General features: G+C 69.9%; 21 protein-coding genes. 11 read left to right on the forward strand and 10 right to left on the reverse strand.

Going from position 1 to position 20,184, the window contains the following annotated elements; genetic code table 11:
* Nucleotides 1-51: 51 nt before the first annotated feature.
* The 8 genes from IEY56_RS01355 to IEY56_RS01390 all read left to right on the forward strand — a co-directional run bounded on the left by IEY56_RS01355 (nucleotide 52) and on the right by IEY56_RS01390 (nucleotide 9,403).
* Nucleotides 52-462 (forward strand): VOC family protein, encoded by a 411-nt coding sequence (locus IEY56_RS01355; RefSeq protein ID WP_189035159.1) that lies wholly within the window; start codon nucleotides 52-54, stop codon nucleotides 460-462.
* Between the two features lie 212 nt (nucleotides 463-674).
* Nucleotides 675-3,086, forward strand: coding sequence for an ATP-binding cassette domain-containing protein (locus IEY56_RS01360; protein ID WP_189035160.1), 2,412 nt, complete (start codon nucleotides 675-677; stop codon nucleotides 3,084-3,086).
* Between the two features lie 123 nt (nucleotides 3,087-3,209).
* Nucleotides 3,210-3,668, forward strand: coding sequence for a helix-turn-helix transcriptional regulator (locus IEY56_RS01365; RefSeq protein ID WP_189035161.1), 459 nt, complete (start codon nucleotides 3,210-3,212; stop codon nucleotides 3,666-3,668).
* 293 nt (nucleotides 3,669-3,961) lie between these two features.
* Nucleotides 3,962-5,455: an amino acid permease gene (locus IEY56_RS01370; protein WP_189035162.1), complete on the forward strand. Its 1,494-nt coding sequence runs from the start codon at nucleotides 3,962-3,964 to the stop codon at nucleotides 5,453-5,455.
* 10 nt (nucleotides 5,456-5,465) lie between these two features.
* On the forward strand, nucleotides 5,466-5,921 hold the full coding sequence (locus tag IEY56_RS01375) for an Lrp/AsnC family transcriptional regulator (protein ID WP_189035163.1): 456 nt from the start codon (nucleotides 5,466-5,468) through the stop codon (nucleotides 5,919-5,921).
* A gap of 205 nt (nucleotides 5,922-6,126) precedes the next feature.
* The gene (locus IEY56_RS01380) at nucleotides 6,127-6,921 is read left to right on the forward strand and encodes a carbon-nitrogen hydrolase family protein (RefSeq protein ID WP_189035164.1); all 795 of its coding nucleotides are present in this window, start codon (nucleotides 6,127-6,129) and stop codon (nucleotides 6,919-6,921) included.
* 136 nt (nucleotides 6,922-7,057) lie between these two features.
* A complete protein-coding gene (locus tag IEY56_RS01385) occupies nucleotides 7,058-8,782 on the forward strand; it encodes a flavin monoamine oxidase family protein (protein ID WP_189035165.1) in 1,725 nt (574 codons plus the stop codon).
* Nucleotides 8,783-8,875: 93 nt separating this feature from the next.
* Nucleotides 8,876-9,403, forward strand: coding sequence for a DinB family protein (locus tag IEY56_RS01390; protein WP_189035166.1), 528 nt, complete (start codon nucleotides 8,876-8,878; stop codon nucleotides 9,401-9,403).
* Between the two features lie 78 nt (nucleotides 9,404-9,481).
* Here the strand turns inward: IEY56_RS01390 and IEY56_RS01395 are convergent, their stop codons facing one another.
* Nucleotides 9,482-10,720, reverse strand: coding sequence for an alpha/beta fold hydrolase (locus IEY56_RS01395; RefSeq protein ID WP_189035167.1), 1,239 nt, complete (start codon nucleotides 10,718-10,720; stop codon nucleotides 9,482-9,484).
* Nucleotides 10,721-10,789: 69 nt separating this feature from the next.
* Nucleotides 10,790-11,719: an LLM class F420-dependent oxidoreductase gene (locus tag IEY56_RS01400; protein WP_189035168.1), complete on the reverse strand. Its 930-nt coding sequence runs from the start codon at nucleotides 11,717-11,719 to the stop codon at nucleotides 10,790-10,792.
* A gap of 317 nt (nucleotides 11,720-12,036) precedes the next feature.
* On the opposite strand from IEY56_RS01400, the gene IEY56_RS01405 reads away from it, so the two are divergent.
* The gene (locus IEY56_RS01405) at nucleotides 12,037-12,363 is read left to right on the forward strand and encodes a hypothetical protein (RefSeq protein ID WP_189035169.1); all 327 of its coding nucleotides are present in this window, start codon (nucleotides 12,037-12,039) and stop codon (nucleotides 12,361-12,363) included.
* Nucleotides 12,360-12,509: a hypothetical protein gene (locus tag IEY56_RS01410; protein ID WP_189035170.1), complete on the forward strand. Its 150-nt coding sequence runs from the start codon at nucleotides 12,360-12,362 to the stop codon at nucleotides 12,507-12,509. Before IEY56_RS01405 ends, IEY56_RS01410 begins: the two co-directional genes overlap by 4 nt.
* 279 nt (nucleotides 12,510-12,788) lie before the next feature.
* On the opposite strand, the gene IEY56_RS01415 is transcribed toward IEY56_RS01410, so the two are convergent.
* Nucleotides 12,789-13,013, reverse strand: a complete 225-nt coding sequence (locus IEY56_RS01415; protein WP_229711451.1) for a winged helix-turn-helix domain-containing protein — start codon at nucleotides 13,011-13,013, stop codon at nucleotides 12,789-12,791.
* Nucleotides 13,014-13,099: 86 nt separating this feature from the next.
* Here IEY56_RS01415 and IEY56_RS01420 point away from each other — a divergent pair, with 86 nt between their 5' ends.
* Complete coding sequence (locus IEY56_RS01420; RefSeq protein WP_189035172.1) at nucleotides 13,100-13,393, forward strand: hypothetical protein; 294 nt, start codon at nucleotides 13,100-13,102, stop codon at nucleotides 13,391-13,393.
* A gap of 74 nt (nucleotides 13,394-13,467) precedes the next feature.
* Here the strand turns inward: IEY56_RS01420 and IEY56_RS01425 are convergent, their stop codons facing one another.
* From IEY56_RS01425 to IEY56_RS01455, 7 genes are all read right to left on the reverse strand, one after another.
* A complete protein-coding gene (locus IEY56_RS01425; protein ID WP_189035173.1) occupies nucleotides 13,468-14,253 on the reverse strand; it encodes an HNH endonuclease in 786 nt (261 codons plus the stop codon).
* Nucleotides 14,254-14,890: 637 nt separating this feature from the next.
* Nucleotides 14,891-15,721: a phage major capsid protein gene (locus IEY56_RS01430; protein ID WP_189035174.1), complete on the reverse strand. Its 831-nt coding sequence runs from the start codon at nucleotides 15,719-15,721 to the stop codon at nucleotides 14,891-14,893.
* A 193-nt stretch (nucleotides 15,722-15,914) separates the two neighbouring features.
* The gene (locus IEY56_RS01435) at nucleotides 15,915-16,340 is read right to left on the reverse strand and encodes a hypothetical protein (protein WP_189035175.1); all 426 of its coding nucleotides are present in this window, start codon (nucleotides 16,338-16,340) and stop codon (nucleotides 15,915-15,917) included.
* Complete coding sequence (locus tag IEY56_RS01440) at nucleotides 16,337-16,648, reverse strand: hypothetical protein (RefSeq protein ID WP_189035176.1); 312 nt, start codon at nucleotides 16,646-16,648, stop codon at nucleotides 16,337-16,339. The genes IEY56_RS01435 and IEY56_RS01440 overlap by 4 nt, the downstream gene beginning before the upstream one ends.
* Before the next feature lie 22 nt (nucleotides 16,649-16,670).
* On the reverse strand, nucleotides 16,671-16,808 hold the full coding sequence (locus IEY56_RS01445; protein ID WP_189035177.1) for a hypothetical protein: 138 nt from the start codon (nucleotides 16,806-16,808) through the stop codon (nucleotides 16,671-16,673).
* A complete protein-coding gene (locus IEY56_RS01450) occupies nucleotides 16,801-17,241 on the reverse strand; it encodes a phage terminase small subunit (RefSeq protein ID WP_189035178.1) in 441 nt (146 codons plus the stop codon). Before IEY56_RS01450 ends, IEY56_RS01445 begins: the two co-directional genes overlap by 8 nt.
* Before the next feature lie 958 nt (nucleotides 17,242-18,199).
* Nucleotides 18,200-18,532: a hypothetical protein gene (locus IEY56_RS01455; RefSeq protein WP_189035179.1), complete on the reverse strand. Its 333-nt coding sequence runs from the start codon at nucleotides 18,530-18,532 to the stop codon at nucleotides 18,200-18,202.
* Between the last annotated feature and the right edge of the window lie 1,652 nt (nucleotides 18,533-20,184).

Here is a 20,184-nt window from a genome sequence, read left to right on the forward strand (position 1 = left end):
CGGTCAGGAATCGAGAAGCCCGCCGGGCCGGCCGCGGCTAGCGTGACGGCCATGGACATCACCATTCACGCGAGCTTCCTCCCGCACGACGATCCGGACGCCTCCCTGGCCTTCTACCGCGACACCCTCGGCTTCGAGGTCCGCAACGACGTGGGGTACGAGGGGATGCGCTGGATCACCGTCGGCCCCTCCGGGCAGCCCGGCACGTCCATCGTGCTGTATCCGCCGGCGGCCGACCCCGGCGTCACCGAGGACGAGCGCCGCACCATCACCGAGATGATGGCCAAGGGCACCTACGCGTCGCTCGTCCTCGCCACCCACGACCTCGACGGCACTTTCGAGCGCGTGCAGGCCGGCAGCGCCGAGGTCGTCCAGGAGCCGGCCGAGCAGCCGTACGGCGTGCGCGACTGCGCGGTCCGCGACCCCGCGGGCAACCTGCTCCGCATCCAGCAGCTGAGCTGAGCACCACGGCGACGGCGGCCTTCCGCGGCGGCGGCCGCCGCCACGGCCCCGACACCGGAATCCGCCGGTCCGATCGACGGCAGACCGTTGCCGGGGCCGCGCCGGCGAAGTAGAACCAGACCTACTGCTCGAAACGGTCAGCTCGCTTCAGGCGACACCGGCCGCACCACAGACCGCGAGGGCGGCACTCCCGCCTCCCGGATGGAGACACGATGAGCCAGCCCACGAGGACGGACGCACAGCCGCCGGCGGGACACGACGCCGACAGTCACGACATGATCCGCGTGCACGGCGCGCGCGAGAACAACCTCAAGGACGTCAGCATCGAGATCCCGAAGCGCCGGCTGACGGTGTTCACCGGCGTCTCCGGCTCGGGAAAGAGCTCGCTGGTCTTCGGCACGATCGCCGCGGAGTCGCAGCGGCTGATCAACGAGACGTACAGCGCCTTCCTGCAGGGGTTCATGCCGACGCTGGCCCGGCCCGAGGTCGACGTGCTCGACGGGCTGACGACCGCGATCATCGTCGACCAGCAGCGCATGGGAGGCGACGTCCGCTCCACCGTCGGCACCGCCACCGACGCCAACGCCATGCTGCGCATCCTCTTCAGCCGCCTCGGCAAGCCGTACATCGGCTCGCCCAACGCCTTCTCCTTCAACGTCGCCTCCGTCAAGGCCAGCGGTGCCGTCACCGTCGACCGCGGCGCCGACAAGTCCAGGGCCGAGAAGGTCACCTTCAGCCGCACCGGCGGCATGTGCACGCGGTGCGAAGGCCGGGGCACGGTCTCCGACATCGACCTCACCCAGCTCTACGACGACTCCAAGTCCATCGCCGAGGGAGCGTTCACGATCCCGGGCTGGAAGTCGGACAACGTCTGGACGGTCGGCCTCTACGCCCAGTCCGGCTTCCTCGACCCGGACAAGCCGATCCGCGACTTCACCAAGAAGGAGATGCACGACTTCCTCTACCGGGGGCCGAGCAAGGTGAAGGTCAACGGCGTGAACCTCACCTACGAGGGGCTGATCCCCAAGATCCAGAAGTCCTACCTCTCCAAGGACAAGGAGTCCCTGCAGCCGCACATCAGGGCCTTCGTGGAACGGGCCGTCACCTTCGCGGCATGCCCGGAGTGCGGCGGCAGCCGCCTCAGCGAGGCGGCCCGCTCGTCGAAGATCAAGGGCATCAGCATCGCCGACGCCTGCGCCATGCAGATCAGCGACCTGACCGAATGGGTCCGGGGCCTCGACGAGCCCTCCATCGCGCCGCTGCTGACCACGCTGCAGCGCACCCTCGACTCGTTCGTGGAGATCGGCCTCGGCTACCTCTCCCTCGACCGGCCCTCGGCCACGCTGTCCGGCGGCGAGGCGCAGCGCGTCAAGATGATCCGCCACCTCGGCTCGTCGCTCACCGACGTCACCTACGTGTTCGACGAGCCCACCATCGGCCTGCACCCCCACGACATCCAGCGCATGAACAACTTGCTGCTGCGGCTGCGCGACAAGGGCAACACGGTGCTCGTGGTGGAGCACAAGCCCGAGACGATCGCGGTCGCCGACCACGTCGTCGACCTCGGCCCCGGGGCCGGGACGGAGGGCGGCACCGTCTGCTTCGAGGGCACCGTCGAAGGGCTGCGCGCGGCAGGCACCGTCACGGGCCGCCACCTCGACGACCGGGCCGCGCTGAAGCAGAACGTCCGGAAGCCCGCCGGAGCGCTGGAGATCCGCGGTGCGACGACGCACAACCTGCGAGGCGTGGACGTCGACATCCCGCTGGGGGCGCTCGTCGTGATCACCGGCGTCGCCGGCTCCGGCAAGAGCTCGCTCGTCCACGGCTCGCTGATGAAGAAGCCCGGCACGGCCGGCGAGGGCGTCGTGGCGATCGACCAGGGCGCGATCCGCGGCTCGCGGCGGAGCAACCCGGCCACCTACACGGGCCTCCTCGACCCCGTCCGCAAGGCGTTCGCGAAGGCCAACGGCGTGAAGCCCGGACTGTTCAGCGCCAACTCCGAGGGCGCCTGCCCCACCTGCAACGGTGCGGGCGTCATCTACACCGACCTGGCGATGATGGCCGGCGTCGCCACCACCTGCGAGGAGTGCGAGGGCAAGCGCTTCGAGGCGTCGGTCCTCACCCACCACCTCGGAGGACGCGACATCAGCGAGGTCCTGGCGATGTCGGTGGCCGAGGCAGGGGAGTTCTTCGGCTCCGGTGAGGCGCGCACGCCGGCCGCGCACCGCATCCTCGGCCGCCTCGCCGACGTCGGGCTGGGCTACCTGCGGCTCGGTCAGCCCCTCACCACGCTCTCCGGCGGCGAACGGCAGCGGCTCAAGCTGGCCACCCACATGGGAGAGAAGGGCGGCGTCTACATCCTCGACGAGCCGACGACCGGCCTCCACCTCGCCGACGTCGAACAGCTCCTGGGGCTGCTCGACCGGCTGGTGGACTCCGGCAAGTCCGTCGTCGTCATCGAGCACCACCAGGCGGTCATGGCGCACGCCGACTGGATCATCGACCTGGGGCCCGGCGCCGGGCACGACGGCGGCCGGATCGTCTTCGAGGGGACGCCCGCCGATCTGGTCGCCGCGCGCTCCACCCTCACCGGCGAGCACCTCGCCGCGTACGTCGGCGGCTGAACGGAAGAGGGCCTCCGGCGCCATGTGACGGGACGGGTCCGGGCATGACGCCGGGCCCGCCCACCGCTGCGCGAGTCCGCGCGGAAGTGGACGATCCGGGAGCCCGCCCGGGAGAATACGGACATGCCGTCGAACCGCCCGACACCCGAGGCCCAGCGCCTGCGCGACCTCGCGGTGCTGCGCCGCGTCCGGGACCGCATCGACAGGGAGTACGCGCAGCCGCTGGACGTCGAGGCGCTCGCACGCGGCGCGCACATGTCGGCCGGCCACCTCAGCCGCCAGTTCCGCCTCGCGTACGGCGAGTCCCCGTACGGGTACCTGATGACGAGGCGGATCGAGCGCGCGATGGCACTCCTGCGCAGAGGTGACCTCAGCGTCACCGAGGTCTGCTTCGCGGTGGGCTGCTCCTCGCTGGGCACGTTCAGCACCCGCTTCACCGAGCTCGTCGGCATGCCGCCCAGCACCTACCGGCGGGAGGCGGCGCTCGCGACGTCCGGGATGCCGTCGTGCGTGGCCAGGCAGGTGACGAGGCCGGTCAGGAACCGTCCCGCCCGGGCGGCCACCGTGACGCAGCCGGCGTGACGCCGCGGGGTGACGTCGAGCGTCCCCGTCCCGCGTGAGGACCGGACAGCGGCGGCGAGGGCGCCCGGCGATCCCCGGACGCGTCCTGCTCCGACGGGACGACCGCACAGCCGCACGATTGGACTGCGCACGACCGCACGACCGCATGGCCGTATGACCGGCACCCGCGGCCCCGGCAGGCGGGGAACCCGGCGCGGCGCCGCACCCGCGCGGCGCCGTCCTCCCGCTGCTCCGCGCCCCGTGACTCGTAGGGTCGGTGCGCTACGCACGACCGAGCGCGAGGAGACCGAGCCGTGCCGGACCAGGGAGCCGAGCCGTCCTCCCCGCTGAAGACCCCAGCGCCCCGGGGAGCCGCCGCGCGGCTCCTGCGCCGCAAACCGGTGGAGGCGCTCGTCGCGCAGAGCGGCCACGGTGCGGGCGGCGACCTCCGCCGCAGCCTCGGCCTCTGGCAGCTCACCATGATCAGCATCGGGGCGACGCTGGGCACCGGCGTCTTCGTCGTCCTCGGAGAGGCCGTGCCCGAGGCGGGGCCCGCCGTCGTCGTCTCCTTCATGCTCGCGGGCCTCACCGCGCTCTTCTCCGCGCTCTCCTACGCCGAACTGGCAGGCACCATCCCCGTCGCCGGCTCCTCCTACTCCTACGCGTACGCCACCATGGGCGAGTTCGTGGCGTGGGTGTGCGGATGGTGCCTGCTGCTGGAGTACGGCGTCTCGGTCGCGGCGGTCGCGGTCGGCTGGGGCCAGTACATCGACGAACTCCTCGGCGGCGCCTTCGCGGTGAGCCTCCCTCAGGCGCTGTCCGCACCGCCCGGCGAGGGCGGGCTGTTCAACGTGCCGGCGCTGGCGGTCGTGCTGCTGGCCATGGTCTTCCTCCTCGGCGGCGCGAAGGAGAGCGCCCGCGCCAACACCGTCATGGTGGCCGTGAAGGTCTCCGCCCTGCTGCTCTTCTGCGGCGTCGCCGCCATGGGCGTCCGCGCGGGCAACTACCAGCCCTTCATGCCGCTGGGCGCGGCCGGCGTCAGCGCCGCCGGCGCCACCCTCTTCTTCTCCTACATCGGCTTCGACGCCGCCTCCACGGCAGGAGAGGAGGCGAAGAACCCGCAACGCGACCTGCCGCGGGGCATCCTGCTCTCCCTCGCCGTCGTCACCGCGCTGTACTGCCTCGTCGCCGCGGTCGCCGTGGGCGCCGAGCCGTGGAGGGACTTCGAAGGAACCGAAGCGGGGCTCGCCGCCGTCCTGCGCCACGTCACCGGCCAGGACGTCTGGCCGGTGCTGCTGGCCTTCGGCGCAGTCGTCGCCATCGCCTCGGTCGTCCTGACGGTGCTGTACGGGCAGACCCGCATCCTGTTCGCGATGTCCCGGGACGGCCTGGTCCCAGGAGTCTTCTCCAGGGTCGACCCCGGGAGCGGGAGCCCGCGGGCCAACACCGTCATCGTGTCGCTGTTCTGCGGGGCGCTGGCGGCGGCCGTGCCGCTGGGCAGACTCGCCGACGCCACCAGCATCGGCACGCTCTTCGCCTTCGGCCTCGTCAACGTCGCCGTCCTGGTGCTGCGCCGCACCCGTCCCACGATGCGGCGGACGTTCAGGGTGCCGGCCTCGCCGCTCGTGCCGCTGGCGGGGGCAGGGCTGTGCCTCTGGCTGATGTACAGCCTCGACGCCGTCACCTGGGCGGTGTTCGGCGTGTGGATGGCGGCGGGCGTTGTGGTCTACTTCGGCTACGGAATGCGCCGCTCCCGGCTGGGGAACGCCCCCGGGCCCGAGGCGCCCACAGCCAGCACGGAAGAGTGAGACGCGCACGGTGCCTCTCAGCGAACTCGACGAAGCGATCGTCCACGTCCTCGCCGAGGACGCCCGCCGCTCCTACGCGGACATCGGCGCGGCGGTCGGCCTCTCCGCTCCCGCCGTCAAACGCCGCGTGGACCGGCTGCGCGAGGAAGGCGCCATCACCGGCTTCACGGTGCGTGTGGACCCCGCGGCGCTCGGCTGGGAGACGGAGGGCTACATCGAGATGTACTGCCGCTCGAAGACGGCCCCCGACGACATCCGGCGAGCGCTGGCCCGCTACCCGGAGGTCGCCTCCGCCTCCACCGTCACGGGCGACGCCGACGCGGTGGTCCAGGTATTCGCCGCCGGCATGCGCCACTTCGAGCAGGTGCTGGAGCGCATCGCGGGAGAGGCGTTCGTGGAGCGCACGAAGTCGGTGCTGGTCCTCTCGCCCCTCCTCCGCCGCTACACGGCGGGCGCCCCACGCTGAACGCGGGTGGGGGCCGGACCTCGCGCTTCGTACCGGTGCAACGAATCGCCGCGCGAGCGCTTATCGGCGCAACGAACAGCGTCCATATGCGCAACAGATGTGTGTTGTCCGCCGCCTGGCGGCCCCGTACCGTCGAAACGTACCCCCGCACGTCTGTACGCGCCCGGCTCCGGCCCGCGTACGCACCACCCGAGTCAGAGGTTCCATGACGTCGCTGCGCGTTGCACTGCTCCAGGGCCCCGCCGGCGGGCCCCGGCCCGTCGAGGGCAACCTGGCCGCGCTCGACGACGCCGCCCGGCGCTCCGCCGCCGCGGGGGCGCGGTTGCTGGTCACGCCCGAACTGTCGCTGACGGGTTACGCGTTGGGCGACGATGTGGCAGCCGTGGCCGAGACCGCCGACGGCCCCTCGGCTCGCGCGGTCGCCGGCATCGCCTCCCGTCACGGCGTCGCGATCGTCTACGGCCACCCGGAGCGCGACGCGGACGCGGTCCACAACTCCGTCGCCCTCGTCGGCAGGGACGGCAGGACGCTCGCCCGCTACCGCAAGACCCACCTGTACGGCGGCTACGAGCGGGCCCACTACACACCCGGGGGCCGGCTCCTCGTCCAGGCGGACCTGGAGGGGGTCCGGGTGGGGCTGCTCGTCTGCTACGACGTGGAGTTCCCCGAGACGGTGCGGGCCCACGCGCTCGCGGGCACGGAACTGCTGGCCGTCCCGACCGCCCTGATGAGGCCGTACGACATCGTCCCCCGGACGCTCGTACCGGCACGCTCCTGGGAGAACCAGCTCTACGTCGCGTACGCCAACCGCGCAGGCCGTGAAGGGGAGTTCGACTTCGCCGGCCTGAGCTGTCTCGCCGCCCCGGACGCCTCGGTACCCGCGAGGGCGGGCCGTGGCGAGGAGTTGCTGGTCGCCGAGGTGGACACCGGCCTGCTGGCCGCCTCCCGCGAGCGGAATCCGTACCTGACCGACCGCCGTCCCGGCCTCTACGCGGCCTGACGAGCCGCCCTTCCCGCGCCCGTTCCGCACCGCGCTCCGCCCCCGCCGACCGCGCCACCGCAACCCCGGCATGCCCGAACTCCCCGCCCCCTGCGCGGAGTCGGGCTGCCGTGACCCGACAGGAGAAGCACGCACGATGACGTCCACAGTGCCCACGGCCGTCCACGAGGAACAGCGGACCGAGGCGGCCCCGGCCCGTCCGCTGACCATGTTCGGGCCCGACTTCCCCTTCGCCTACGACGACTACCTCGCCCATCCCGCGGGCATCGGCTCCGTCCCCGCCACGGAACTCGGCACCGAAGTGGCCGTCATCGGCGGCGGACTGTCGGGCATCGTCGCCGCCCACGAGCTCATGAAGGCCGGCCTCAAGCCCGTCGTCTACGAGGCCGACCAGATCGGCGGACGCCTGCGCACCGCCTCCTTCGAGGGGTGCGACGGCGAACTGACCGCGGAGATGGGCGCGATGCGCTTCCCGCCGTCCTCCACCGCCTTCCGCCACTACGTCGAGCTGACCGGTCTGGAGACGGCGCCGTTCCCCAACCCGCTGGCCCCGGACACCCCTTCGACGGTGATCGACCTCAAGGGGCAGACGCACTACGCCCGGACGCTGGAAGACCTGCCGCCCGTCTTCCACCAGGTCATGGACGCCTGGAACACCTGTCTGGAGGACGGCGCGCGCTTCTCCGAGATGCAGCGCGCGGTGAGGGAACGGGACGTGCCGCGCATCAGGGAGATCTGGTCCGGCCTCGTGGAGAGGCTCGACAACCAGACCTTCTACGGGTTCCTGTGCGACTCTCCGTCCTTCTCCTCCTTCCGGCACCGCGAGATCTTCGGCCAGGTGGGCTTCGGCACGGGAGGCTGGGACACCGACTTCCCCAACTCCATCCTGGAGATCCTCCGCGTCGTCTACACCGGAGCCGACGACGACCACCGCGGCATCATCGGTGGCAGTCAGCAACTACCGCTCCGGCTGTGGGAGTTCGAGCCCGGCAAGCTCACGCACTGGCCACGCGGCACGTCGCTCGCCTCGCTGCACGAGGGCCGTACCCACCGTCCCGCCGTGACCCGGCTGCACCGCACCGCGGGCAATCGCGTCACCGTCACGGACGCCGGCGGGGACATCCGCACCTACCGCGCGGCGATCTTCACCGCCCAGTCGTGGATGCTGCTCAGCAAGATCGACTGCGACGAGGCGCTGCTCCCCATCGACCACTGGACGGCAGTCGAACGCACCCACTACATGGAGTCCTCGAAGCTCTTCGTCCCCGTCGACCGGCCGTTCTGGCTGGACCCGGAGACCGACGCGAACGGCGAGCCGACCGGACGCGACACCATGAGCATGACGCTCACCGACCGCATGACGCGCGGCACCTACCTGCTCGACGACGGCCCGGACCGTCCCGCGGTCATCTGCCTCTCCTACACGTGGTGCGACGACAGCCTCAAATGGCTGCCACTGGACGCCAACCAGCGCATGGAGGTGATGCTGAAATCGCTGGGCGAGATATATCCGGGGACCGACATCCGCAAGCACATCACCGGCAGCCCCCTGACGGTCTCCTGGGAGAACGAGCCGTACTTCATGGGCGCGTTCAAGGCCAACCTCCCCGGCCACTACCGCTACCAGCGCCGGCTGTTCACCCACTTCATGCAGGACCGCCTCCCCGCCGACAAGCGCGGCCTCTTCCTCGCCGGGGACGACATCTCCTGGACGGCCGGATGGGCCGAGGGCGCCGTGCAGACGGCGCTCAACGCGGTCTGGGGCGTTCTGCACCACCTCGGCGGCGGTACGGACCCGTCCAATCCGGGGCCGGGCGACGTCTACGACGACATCGCGCCGGTGGAGCTGCCGGAGGACTGAACGGCCGCGCCACGCGGCGAACGCCCCTGCTCGCACGCCGCCCCGCCGGAAATCCGTTTCCCGGCGGGGAAGCGCGCGTGCGAGGGTCTCCCCGTGACCGCTTCCCGACGTGACCTGCTGCGCTTCCAGTTCGACCTGACGTGGTCGCTCTTCGAATACCACCTGGAGCGCCTGACCCCCGCCGACTTCCTCTGGGAGCCCGCCGCCCACTGCTGGACGGTGCGCCGTGACGACGCGGGCGCCTGGGTGCCGGACTGGGCGGACAGCGAGCCGGATCCCGTCCCCGTCCCCACCGTCGCCTGGCTCTCCTGGCACATCGGCTGGTGGTGGGGTGTGACCGCCGACCATGCGTGCGGCCGCACGCCGCGCGAGCGCACCGAGATCGTCTGGCCGGGAGCGGGGGAGCCGGCCGTCGAATGGCTGCGCGGCATGCACGCGGAATGGGTGTCCGTGCTGGAGGGCTTCACCGAGGATGACCTGGACGCCTCCGCCCCCTTCCCCTGGCCCGGGGACTCCGGCCGCACCGTGGCGGACATGGCGGGCTGGGTGAACGCCGAGCTGATGAAGAACGTCGCGGAGATCGGCCAGTTGCGGCTGCTGCGGGCCGCCTCGACGGAATGACACGAGGCAGGGCGGGCCCTGCTTCCGGCAGTCCTGGCGGGTCCCGCCTTCCCGCGCCGGGGAGCGCGCCGCCGGGCGTCAGACCTCACCGCGGGTCAGGCCGATGAGCCGGTCGAGGACGCGGTCGCCGTCGGCACGCAGGCCGTTGTGCTCGTACTCGTCGGTGATCCAGGTGCGCATGGACGGGATGAGCCGCGCCGTCTCCTCGGAGAAGGCGCGGTCGACGTAGGCGTCGTGGACGTAGATCGCCGCGGCGCACGGCACCCGGCAGTCACGCAGCCGGCCGGCGTCGTAGAGCGCGGGCCACTCGTACCCGGCGAGCAACTCGGCCGCCTCGCGCAGCGGTGCCAGCTCCTTGTAGTCGGTGAACATCCAGGCGAAGACGTGCTCCCCGGTGAACAGGGTCTCGTCCTCCGCGAATTCATCAGGCATGACCCGCTCCGCGGACCAGCGCGTCGCGTGACCGTCGGCGTAGCTCGCCTCGTGGATGACCGCATAGAGCGGATTGCGGCCGGAGAAGGGCAGCGCGGCGGCGAGGTCGTGACGGAACGCCGGGGAAGACGGATCCCGTTCGAGCAGGTAGTGCAGCCGCTCGGCTCCGTCACTCATTCCGAGGACGTTGCCGGCCTGGCGGAACCGGCGAGGGGTGAGCACATCGCCGTCCGGAAGTCGCACTTCCCCGGAGCGCAGCAGGTCCAGCAGCCTCAGCACCCTGTCGTGATCGGCCGGATAGCGCCTGTAGTAGCGGCGGTTGCGATCGAGCATCGTCGCGTAGGTCGCGCGGTAGACCTCGTCGGGATGCCGGCCGACGGGCGGCAGCCCGCCGGTGAAGAACGCCTCACGCAGCCCGTGCGGCGCCCGGCACAGATAGTGCAGCGCACAGAAGCCGCCGAAGGACTGCCCGAGCACACTCCAGCTCTCCACACCCAGTTCGGCACGGATCCGTTCCGCGTCCTGCACGATCGCGTCCGCGCGGAAGTGCTTCAGACGGCCGGCCTGCTGCCGGGGTGTCATTCCGGGCAGCACGCCGACGGGCGTGGACCGGCCGGTGCCGCGCTGGTCGAGCAGCAGGACCCGGTAGTCGCGAAGCGCCCGGCCCAGCCAGCCCGGAGCGGTGGGAGCCGCGGTGGGTCTGGGCGCCTCCTGGCCCGGCCCTCCCTGCAGGTACACGAGGAAGGGGAGGTCGCGCCCGCCGGGGCGCGCGACCTCCCGCGCGAACACGGTGATCCTTTCGCCGTGCGGGTCGCCGTGGTCCAGAGGCAACGAGAACTCGTGCTCGGTCAGGATCATCCCGAGAACGTCATAGGTGGCCGTCATGAGTCCGATTCTGCCGACCGCTGCACGCTTCCGTCCGGCTCACGTCGCCCGGTGCCCCGCGGCTCGCCGTCACATCCCCGCTTCCCGTACGGCGGCGTACAACTCCCGCCCCGACGCGAGGAGTTCGTCCACGTCACGTGACGAGCCCTGCAGGTCCAGGATGGCCTCGTCCACCCCGGCCGCGACGCCCTCGGCGAGATCTTCCACGATCTGCTCGACGCTGCCCTGGTGCCGTCGCCGGTCCCCGCCGAGCGGCTGCGGCGTCACCTGAAGGCTGCACCGCTGGACGACCGTCAGCGCATCCGGGTCCCGACCGTGGCGCTCGGCACGTTCCCGCAGCTCGGCCCTGGTGCGGGCCACCACGTCGAGCGGCGTCAGCGAAGGAAGCCAGCCGTCCGCGCGGCGCGCGATCCGGTCCAGGGTGCGGGAGTTGCTCGCGGCCAGCAGAACGGGGACGCGGCCCCGCGGCGGCTTGGGCCCCACGTCGGACGGCGCGAGACGGGTGCGGACGCCCTCGTACGCGGAGGTGCCCTCGCTCCACACCGTCTCGCACACGTCCAGCAGCTCGTCCAGGAGGGCGCCGCGCCGGGCGAAGTCCGCTCCCGCCGCGGCGTATTCGTCCCGCGACCAGCCCGTACCCAGCCCGGCGATCAGACGGCCGCCGCTCGCGGCGTCCAGCGAGCCGAGCGCGCGGGCCAGGTCGAACGGCTGGTGCAGCGGCCCCACCAGGACGGACGTGCCCAGACGGACCCGTTCGGTCACGGCCGCGGCGAGTGTGAGGGTGACCACCGCGTCCGCGACGTGCCGGAACCCCTCCGGCCACGGGCGGCCGGCAACCCCGTACATGCCGTCGACGGGATCCTCGGGCACCAGAGTGCGTTCGAAGACCCACACGCTGTCGTATCCGCACTCCTCGGCGGCCCGTGCCGCGGCGGTCACGTCACAGCTCGGGTCGAACTTCTTCATCTGCGGCAGACCAAGCCCCAGGCGCAGCGTCATGATTCCTCCCACGCCCCTTCTGCCCCGCGAGCGGTCCCGGGCAACTTGCCCGACCGGACCAATACGCGGAGCGCGCCGTCACAGGCGGGCGCGCCGGTCCGCGGCGTCACCGTGCGCACCCCGCCCGGTCGCGGCGTCCGGCGCAGCGGGGGAGAGGCGGCAACGGCGTCAGGAGGCACCGGCCGGCCATGCCGACGCTCTCGTCCAGCCGCTGTGCGAAGTCCGCGGCCAGATCCGGCAGTCCGCGCAGCCCCCAGAGGGCACGGAACGCCGCCCACGCCGCACTACAAGGTGGGGCACATGAGAGGGAGGCCGACATGGCACGCACAGCAGGACCTGTAATCAACAGCGAGGGCGAGCTGTACTACCGAAACCGGCTCGTTGGCGGCATCGGGTACACCGCGCCTGACGACGAGGACGTGATCAACGGAGACACCGAAGCGGGATGGTGGTGGATGCTCGACGGCCCCGGCATGAATGAGCTGGAGACCGGCTACGCCACGCTGCCGGAAGCCGAGACGGCCATGAGGATCTGCTGGCGAGACCTTGCCGAGGTCAGGAAGTACGAGCAGGCCAAGGAGCGGGCCGCCCGCATCCGGGTCGTCTCCATCCCCGCTGGCGGACAGGGCGGGTGGCGTCGATGACTGACCTGATCTTGGGCTTCATCGCCAGCGGGGTGATCGCGGCAGGCGTGCATGTGCTGATCGCTCCGAAGCCGATCAAGGACAAGGAAGACCCCTTCGACCGGCCGTGCAGCAAGGGCGAGAGCCACACGGGTGACTGCGCATGACGGCGCGGCAGGTGAGCGTCCGACGCGATCATGACCTGAACGACGCCCTGGCTCTGCTGGCGTCCGCTGGGTGGTCGACGTCAGACGCGATCAGGTACGCCGTCAGACTCCTCGCTGACGCACACGAAGGCGCCTGGGACGCCGGTACGACGCAGGTCGGACGGCCTGTAGAGGTGGTGGCAGCCACCGTGCAGGAACGGGTGTCAGACAGCGTGTAGGCAGCGTCAGACAGCAGAAGAGGGCCCTTGCCGGGCAGTCGGCAGGGGCCCTCAGTCGTGCTCACAAGACGTACGTGCCCATGCCTGCCTCGCTGCGGGTCAGGCCCTCGGCCTTGATCGCTTCCATGGCCCGTTGAGCTGTTGAGTTGGCAACCTCGAACTCGGCAGCGAGCTGGACGACGCTGGGCAGCTTGCTGTCCTTCGGGTACGTCCCGTCGCTGATACGAGCCATGAGCACGGCAGCGATCTGAGGCCAAGCGGCTCGGGTCCGGTCGATCTTCGTCACGTGATCAAGGCAAGCGCACTTCAGCGCACTGAGCATCCGGAGTAGCCTTCGGTGTACCGAGGTATACCGAGGCAGGGGAGACGATCATGGGTCAGCACGTAACCGGGCTGCGGCGCCTGGCGTTCCCAGACGGACAGGGCAAAACCATCTACATCCAGAACGGGGGCGCCGGGATCATGGCCGCTGTTGCCGACGGCATCGAAGAGGGCGCGCTCAACGACGCCAAGGCGGTCCTGGAGATGGCCAGGCACGCCATGGGGCCGGACGGAGGTGACCCTCAAGTCCTGCGGTTCGTGGCTGCGAGGCTGGCGGACGCTCTACACGACGCCCTGCGGGTCGCTCAGGCACGTGGGGAGCGGCTGCCGCAGCCGGAGGAGTAGAGGCGCTTAGAACGCAGCACAGGCCCCCTGTAGCCGGACCCAGAGTCCAGCCGCAGGGGGCCTTGGTGTTGTGCTTAGTCAGCGACGGCGCACATGGCCAAGCCACGAAGGGCCTTGTGGAAGTCGACGCCTGCCTCAGCCAACTTGCCGGGGAGCCACTCGTACGGGTCCTGGTCGAACTTCCCGCCCTGGCCACGGTTGCATTCGGTGCATGCCAGAACCCAGTTGTCGAACTCGTCGGCGCCGTCCAGCGCCAGCGGGTGGACGTGCTCGATCTCGTAGGGCAGGTCCTCGGAGAACGGGCGCAGGCAGTAGGCGCAGGCTCCGCCTTGCTCCTCGACCAGCTCTGTGACGACCTCTAGGCGACGACGCGCCTGGCGCTCAGCCTCGCGGCGGATGGCACAGTCCTTGCACCACGGGTTGCGCCCGTCTGCGCGATCGGCCTGGTAGTGGAAGTCCCCTCTCGTCAGGAGCTGTTCGCAGCCGCCAGCGGTGATCGTCGTGCAGCGCTTAGGTTCGGCGTCGTCGCTGCCCTTGGGTCGGGCTGCGTTCCTGGCCCGGTTCTGGTCGCGCCAGGCGGCGTCGTACTCGCGGAGCTTGTCCGCGTTCTCCGCTCGGTAGGCAGCCTTGCGCTCCCGGTTCTGCTTGCGCCATTCGGCGTCGCTGACCCGGTGGCAGGCTCGGCACTTGGACATGCGGCCGTCCGCAGACGAGGCGTTCTTGTTGTAGTCATCCAACGCCTTGCCGACGAAGCAGCGGTTGCAGATCTTGACCTCCCAGCCCTTGGCTCGGAAGGCGGCATTGATCGCAAGGCGATCGGTCTGGTTGGCCAGCGGATGCGGCGTAGCGGCGGTCGTCATCGTGATCTCCTCAGGGTGAAAGGTCCTTACGCCGGGCTTCCGGTGAGGACCTCCCCTGGCCTGGGGAGATGGGGCTGAGCCGAAAAGGCGGTTAGGGGACGGTTCCGGAATGAAGCCGACCAGGGGACTAAATGGGAGTAGTTGTTTCTTCGGGGACCTAAAGCAAATAAGGACTCATAAAGAAAGGGCTCTCGCCCCTCCTCTTCGCTGAAGGGCAGCAGAAAGGGGCCGCCCTCCCCTGGGCCCCGGCTGGCCCCCGCTCAGGCACGCGGACAGGGGCGGTCACGGCGACGGACACAGCGGACACTGATGGCCACTCAGGCGGCCACGCTGGCCACGTGTGGCCGGTCAGGGCGGTCATCGAGCCGGACAGGGCGGTCAGGCCCCCGGTCAGGCGCGGCCAGGGCTGTCCGCTGGAGCGGCCAAGGCGGCCAACCGAGGCGGTCAAGCTGTCCTTTTTGCAGGTCAGAGGCATGATCATCCACACGCCGGCATTCCTCAAGTGGATCTTGTGACCGGCCTTGTCGGCCAGGGCAGCGGCCAGGCTGGCCACGGACACACGAAGGGGCGGACAAGGCGGTCAGGCCCTGTCCGCCCCAGGCGGTCAAGCGGTCAAGCTGTGTCCGCCGCTAGGCGGTCACGCCTCAGAGAGGGTGATCTTCGCGATGGCCGACGGGCGCGGGAAGCCGAAGCCGACCCGGAGGATGGCCCTGACCGAGGTCTGGTCGGAGCTGAAGCGCTCGTCCGTCGAGGTCGACAGGGTCATGCCCTCGCGGATCACCACGAAGGTGCTGGAGGCGTCGATGCCGTAGACCGTGTCAGCGGCAACGTACGGCGAGACGAACAGCGGGACACCCAGGAGGGTTCGGCCGCTGGCCACGGAGACGTCCGGCGTGATCAGCGGGACGTTCGAGCTGTCGCCCTGCTTGACCTTCAGGAGGGTCTTGGCAACGGCCGGGGTCGTGACCCAGGCGGTGACGCGGGCGCCAGCCGACTCCAGGTCGACCTGGGCGTCAACGAAGGCGTCCATGCTGTCGAACGCGGTGCCAGCGTCAACCGCAGCGAAGCCGGTCACGGACTCCAGGCCGGACGGCCCGTTGGTCACAGTGTTGCCGAAGAACGCGGCGTCCAGCTTGCTTGCAATGGCCGCGCCCATGCTGTCCCCGATGAGCTGGAGCGCAGCGGGGGAGCTGTCCGCCACAAGCTCGTTGCTGACGTAGGTCAGTGCGGCCAGCTTCGAAGGCGTGACCACGTACTCGTCCGTGGCCAGGTCGTCGTCAGAGATCGTGGCAGCCTCAGCGGTCCAGGACGCCGTGGTGTCCTCGGTCACGCGCGGGATGTGCAGGCTCGACGTCGACGCGCTGAGCTGGGTCGCGATCTGCATCGCAACGGACGCCTTGCGGGCCGGGTCGAGGACCAGGGGGCCGTATCCCTCGGGAAGGATGCCGGGGTTACCAGTGCGGTTCATCATGAGAGTTGATCTTTCGTTGGAGAGTCGTTGGTTGACTCCCGCACCCAGCCAGGGGTGCTAGGTCGGCCACCAGGGCCAAGCGTGTGATCCGCAGCCGCACCTGGCTGACACTGCGGATCACGAAGGTGTTGTGGTCATGCTGGGCCGGGCCCCCGATCTGTGCACCGACCAGGGACCCAGCCAGGGTCGGCTAGGAGCTGAACAGCCCCTGCCACGATGGGGCGCCGCCAGCAACGGTCCCGCGTGCGCCCATGGCGCCGTGCAGGGCCTCTCTGGAGGCGTCACGGGCCGCAGCCTGATTGGCCAGGCCCGGCCGTTCGGCCACGAGGGCGTCAGCAGCGGCAGACACCTTGTCAGGGTCAACGCTGCCGTCCTCAGCGAGGAGGCCAGCCAGCTCGATGCCGCCGACGGCGAACAGGTCCCCGGCCACTTCGAGCTTCTCAGCGGCGAGGCGCTCGACCTCTGCCGACTGGAAGGCAGTCACGCGCTCCAGGAGCGCGTCACGCTCCCGCTCAGCCTCGCGGAGACGGCGCCGGAGCTGCTGGGCCTCACGGCTGCCGCTGTCGGGGGCAGGCTCGTTGCCAGACTCGATGTCCTGGGTCTCGTCAGTGCTCATCGGGCCTCGCTCCAGCCGGTCTCAGGGTCGAAGTAGTGCGTCTTGCGGTCATGCTCGATGCCGTCCGGCGCGGGGCTGGAGCCCAGCATGAGCACGTTCACGACGTCACGGGGCACGCCGTAGTCGTAGAGGCTCATGTAGCCAGCGGTGATGCGCGCCTCGCGCTCCTGGTACCGGATCTCGCGGACGGCCGTGTCCACGGTCGCGCTGCTGACGCCGAGTCTGCGCAGAGTGGCGAGCGCTTCGGCGGCCTTGGTCTCGAAGTCGCCTTCGAAGACGCTGACGGCGTCGTGATCAAGTTCGTTCATGTTGTCCTCCGTGGGTGTGGGTCTACTTGCTGCTGGCTCGCCAGGCGGCGGCGGCCAGTTCCTTGTAGGCGAACTTCACGCGTGCTTCGCCTCGGAGGCCCTTGGCTGTAGCGGCCTTCCAGCGAGCCAGGATCAGCGCCTGGCTGGGTCGATCAGTCACTCGTCATCTCCGCTTCCAGGCGGGCGACTTCAGCGTCAAGGGCGGCGATCTCGTCGTCAGCGCCGGACGGCTGGCCTGACGCGTCGTCTGGCTCGATCACTTCGACGTAGATGTCCAGGCGGCGCCGGTCGTAGGCAGTGGCTCCGAGCAGGGACTCGACCCTGCGGATCTCAGCCCTGTAGCGAAGGCCCTCAGGGCCAGCGTGGAGGGCTTCAACGAGCGGCAGGGTGTCCAGCAGGCTCTGGACCTCGGTCGCTGTGAAGCGATCAGCCCAGGGCACGTTCCGCCACGTGTCCCACCAGCGCCGAACCTCTGCGTTGTCGCGGTACCTGGTCGGCAAGCGCGGGAAGCGGCCCCGTTCAGCGGTGTAGGTGCTCATCCCCTTGGCACCGCGACTGTTCGCGCGGCGGCTGGGGTCCTTCTTGACGCTCAAAGTCCCTCCTTTAGGGCTCGTTTGGGGCCCTAAGAGGGCGGTTTCGAGGCCGTTCCGGGTAGCCGTGTCACGGCTACAAGGCCCCTAGGCGGCCTTCTGACGGCCTCAGTGGGGCCATTGGCCCTGGTCAGCCCTGGTGCCCTCCCAGGCCGGCTCGGGGCCCTTCAGGGGCCGTGTAGGGGCTCCGTGACCCCTGCACCGCAGCGAGGGTCAGCAGCAGCTACTCCCAGGGCAAATGGACCCACTGGGGGAAGACCACCCCCCAGGGGGGTAGGGGGCCCTTCTCCGGCCGGTGGGACGGCTACAGCAGTCCAGGGTGCTTGGCCTCCGGGTACCTGGCGCGTGCGTCGGCACGGCGCTTGCCCTCCTGGGCCTCCTGCTGCGTCTTCAGCTTGTGGTGCTCTCGGCACAGCGACTGAAGGTTGGACAGCGAATGGTCATCGCCTGCCTTGATGTGATCAACGTCTGTCGCGTCTGCGATGCAGCGCTGGCCACGAGAGAACGTGTGGACGCAACGGTGTCCGTCACGGCGAAGGACTCGAAGCCGGAGCTTGGCCCAGTTGCTTGGCAACCTGGCCTTGCGGTCACTGCCTGCCCACTGTCCTGACACGATGTCAGCCACCTCTCAGAGTCGTTGGTCGGCAGCGCTGGCTGCATCGGTACTTGGCCGTGCTGGTCTGGCTCGCTGCACAGGCTCGCGGTCTGGCTCGCGGTCTGGCGCGGGGCCAGGCGCGGGGCCTGGGGTGGGGCCTGTCGGGAAGGCAGGGGGGCCACGTCGACAGGGCAGGGGGTATGCGTGCCTGACCCCCGGGGCGTCATCGCGACGGCCGGGGGCCAGACAACCCCACAAGATCGACGCTGCTGCGCCGTCCGCGTCCATGCCCCTGTTTGGGATTGGATGCGGCAGGCCAGATGGCCTGGCAGTAGGTGAACCTGGCTACTGCTCCAGGGATCTAGGTCAGCCCTGGCGCCGGTACGTCGTCCAGCCGTTGGGAGTCGGTCGACTCACCACGTCGGTGTCGTACTCGGGACGGATCTTCAGGCCGTGGACGAGGCGTCGCCGTTCACTGTCACGGGTCAGCGTGAAGGACGTGCGCAGCATCTTGATGATGGTCTCTGTCGACACGTCGGCGTGGCCCTCACGGCGCAGCCAGTTCCGCATGATCGCGGCGAGACGAAGGGTCCTGACGAAGGAGTCTGACGCAGGCTCAGCGACAGCAGTCAACGCGGCTGCGACAGCGGCGCCGTGTTCGCGTTCGGCCTTCGTGAGCGGAGCAGGTTCGCGAAGCATGGTCCCTCCTTTCGTAAGTAGCGGGAGGCGGCCCAGACGTTGCGTCCAGGCCGCCGTGCATCCGCTAAGACACCTTCACGTGCGGTACCCGGCACGTACGGGGGCTTGGTACTGGGTGGGGGCCCGACCAGCGGGAGCGCCAGCCGGGCCGTCACCTCACCCAGAGAGGACCCATGCATGACCCGGCATGGACGGGAGTAGGTGGCTACGCCGCCTTGGCTGCCCGGTACGCCGCCGTGCGGCACCTAGGAGCGCAGAACTTAGAGGGTCGGCCGCGTCCCGAGTAGGGGATCGGCTTGCCGCAGGAGGGGTTCTCGCAGACCTGCTCGGCTCGCTGCTTGTCCGCTACGAAGCGGGCGCCGACGCGCATGTCCTCCAGATCGTTCTGAAGCTCCTGACAAGGCAGGTCAGCCTCGTCGTAGGTGCAGATCGTCTGCGTACGCCGCTTGGGGTCAAACAGGTCCCCGCACAGGGCGCAGGACCTGGCCGCCAAAGGCTCCCGGGTCAGGCTCCGCCGGTAGCGCGTAGAGCACAGCTCGGAGCAGAACCGCCGCTGGCGCCCCGCTAGGCGGCTGCCGCATTGCGGGGCCAGGCACGTGGACTCGTAGCCGCTCATCGAGCACCGCCCGAGCGGCGAGTCTGGTAGCGGTGCGCCGACGCATGCGCCGGACAGCAGAAGCGAGGCAGGCGCCCTGCTCCGGAGTAAGTCATCGCCTTGCCACAGAGTGCGTAGGCACAGCGAAGATCAGCAGAGCTGGCCTTGCGGCCCCTGGCAGCGGCCCTGGCCAGCCTGGCCCGGCGCTGCGCCTCGCGGCAGACCTCGTCAGCCTCAGCAGGGAGGCAAGCCTGACGGCCAGCAGGAGCACCGCAGTACGTGCACTTCCGGGTGCCAGGGTGAAGCCTTGCGAGAGCCTGACGGCAGCCAGGGCCGCAGAAGCGTTCGTGACTGGCTGGGAGCCTGGCGGAGCATGACAGGCACTCGGACAAGTGCGTGCGCGTGTCGTACGAGGGTCGGGTTGACATGGTGGTGGGGTCCTTGCGGGGGTGGGATGGGGGTCAGTGGCGAGGCAGGGGCGGCGACCGGCCCCGGCAGCGAGGTAGCTACTCCTCGCTGTTGATCCGGGGTCGGCCGGTGCATCCCCTGCACCCCTCACCACATGTCCGTGGATTACCCGCCACGGCGGGAGTGCTGACTCCGGCCTCAACTCACTGGCTGAGAGGAGGCTCAGCGAGGAGGCCGGAGACGAACGAAGGGCCCGCGCGGGTCGATGTCCTGGCCACCACACCAGGAGATCGGCCGACACGGGCCCTAAGACTTGGACGCGGCCGATGTGGTGGGGCCGCATGAAAAGGTCCTTACACTTTTTATCCGGTGACAACCTCCCCTGTTTGGGGCACCTGGGGCCGGTCGGCCGTGATCCTTGACTCGCTCTTTACCTTCCTTGCCGACACAGCGAGGGAGCGCGGGAGGTCGTGAGGCCGCTGTCGGGGCCGCACAGGCTCTGAGCTGGGGTGTTTTCTTTTTCAATGGCTGTCGGGGTTGCTCAGTGAAGGCGAAGAGAGCAGTAGATGTAGTAGTTGTTTTTAACCCAGACGTACAAAAAATAAGAAAACATAGCTGGTCAGAGGCATCTTCCCTGGTCAGAGCCATC

This window comes from Streptomyces daqingensis, from assembly GCF_014645895.1.
GTDB lineage: Bacteria > Actinomycetota > Actinomycetes > Streptomycetales > Streptomycetaceae > Streptomyces > Streptomyces daqingensis.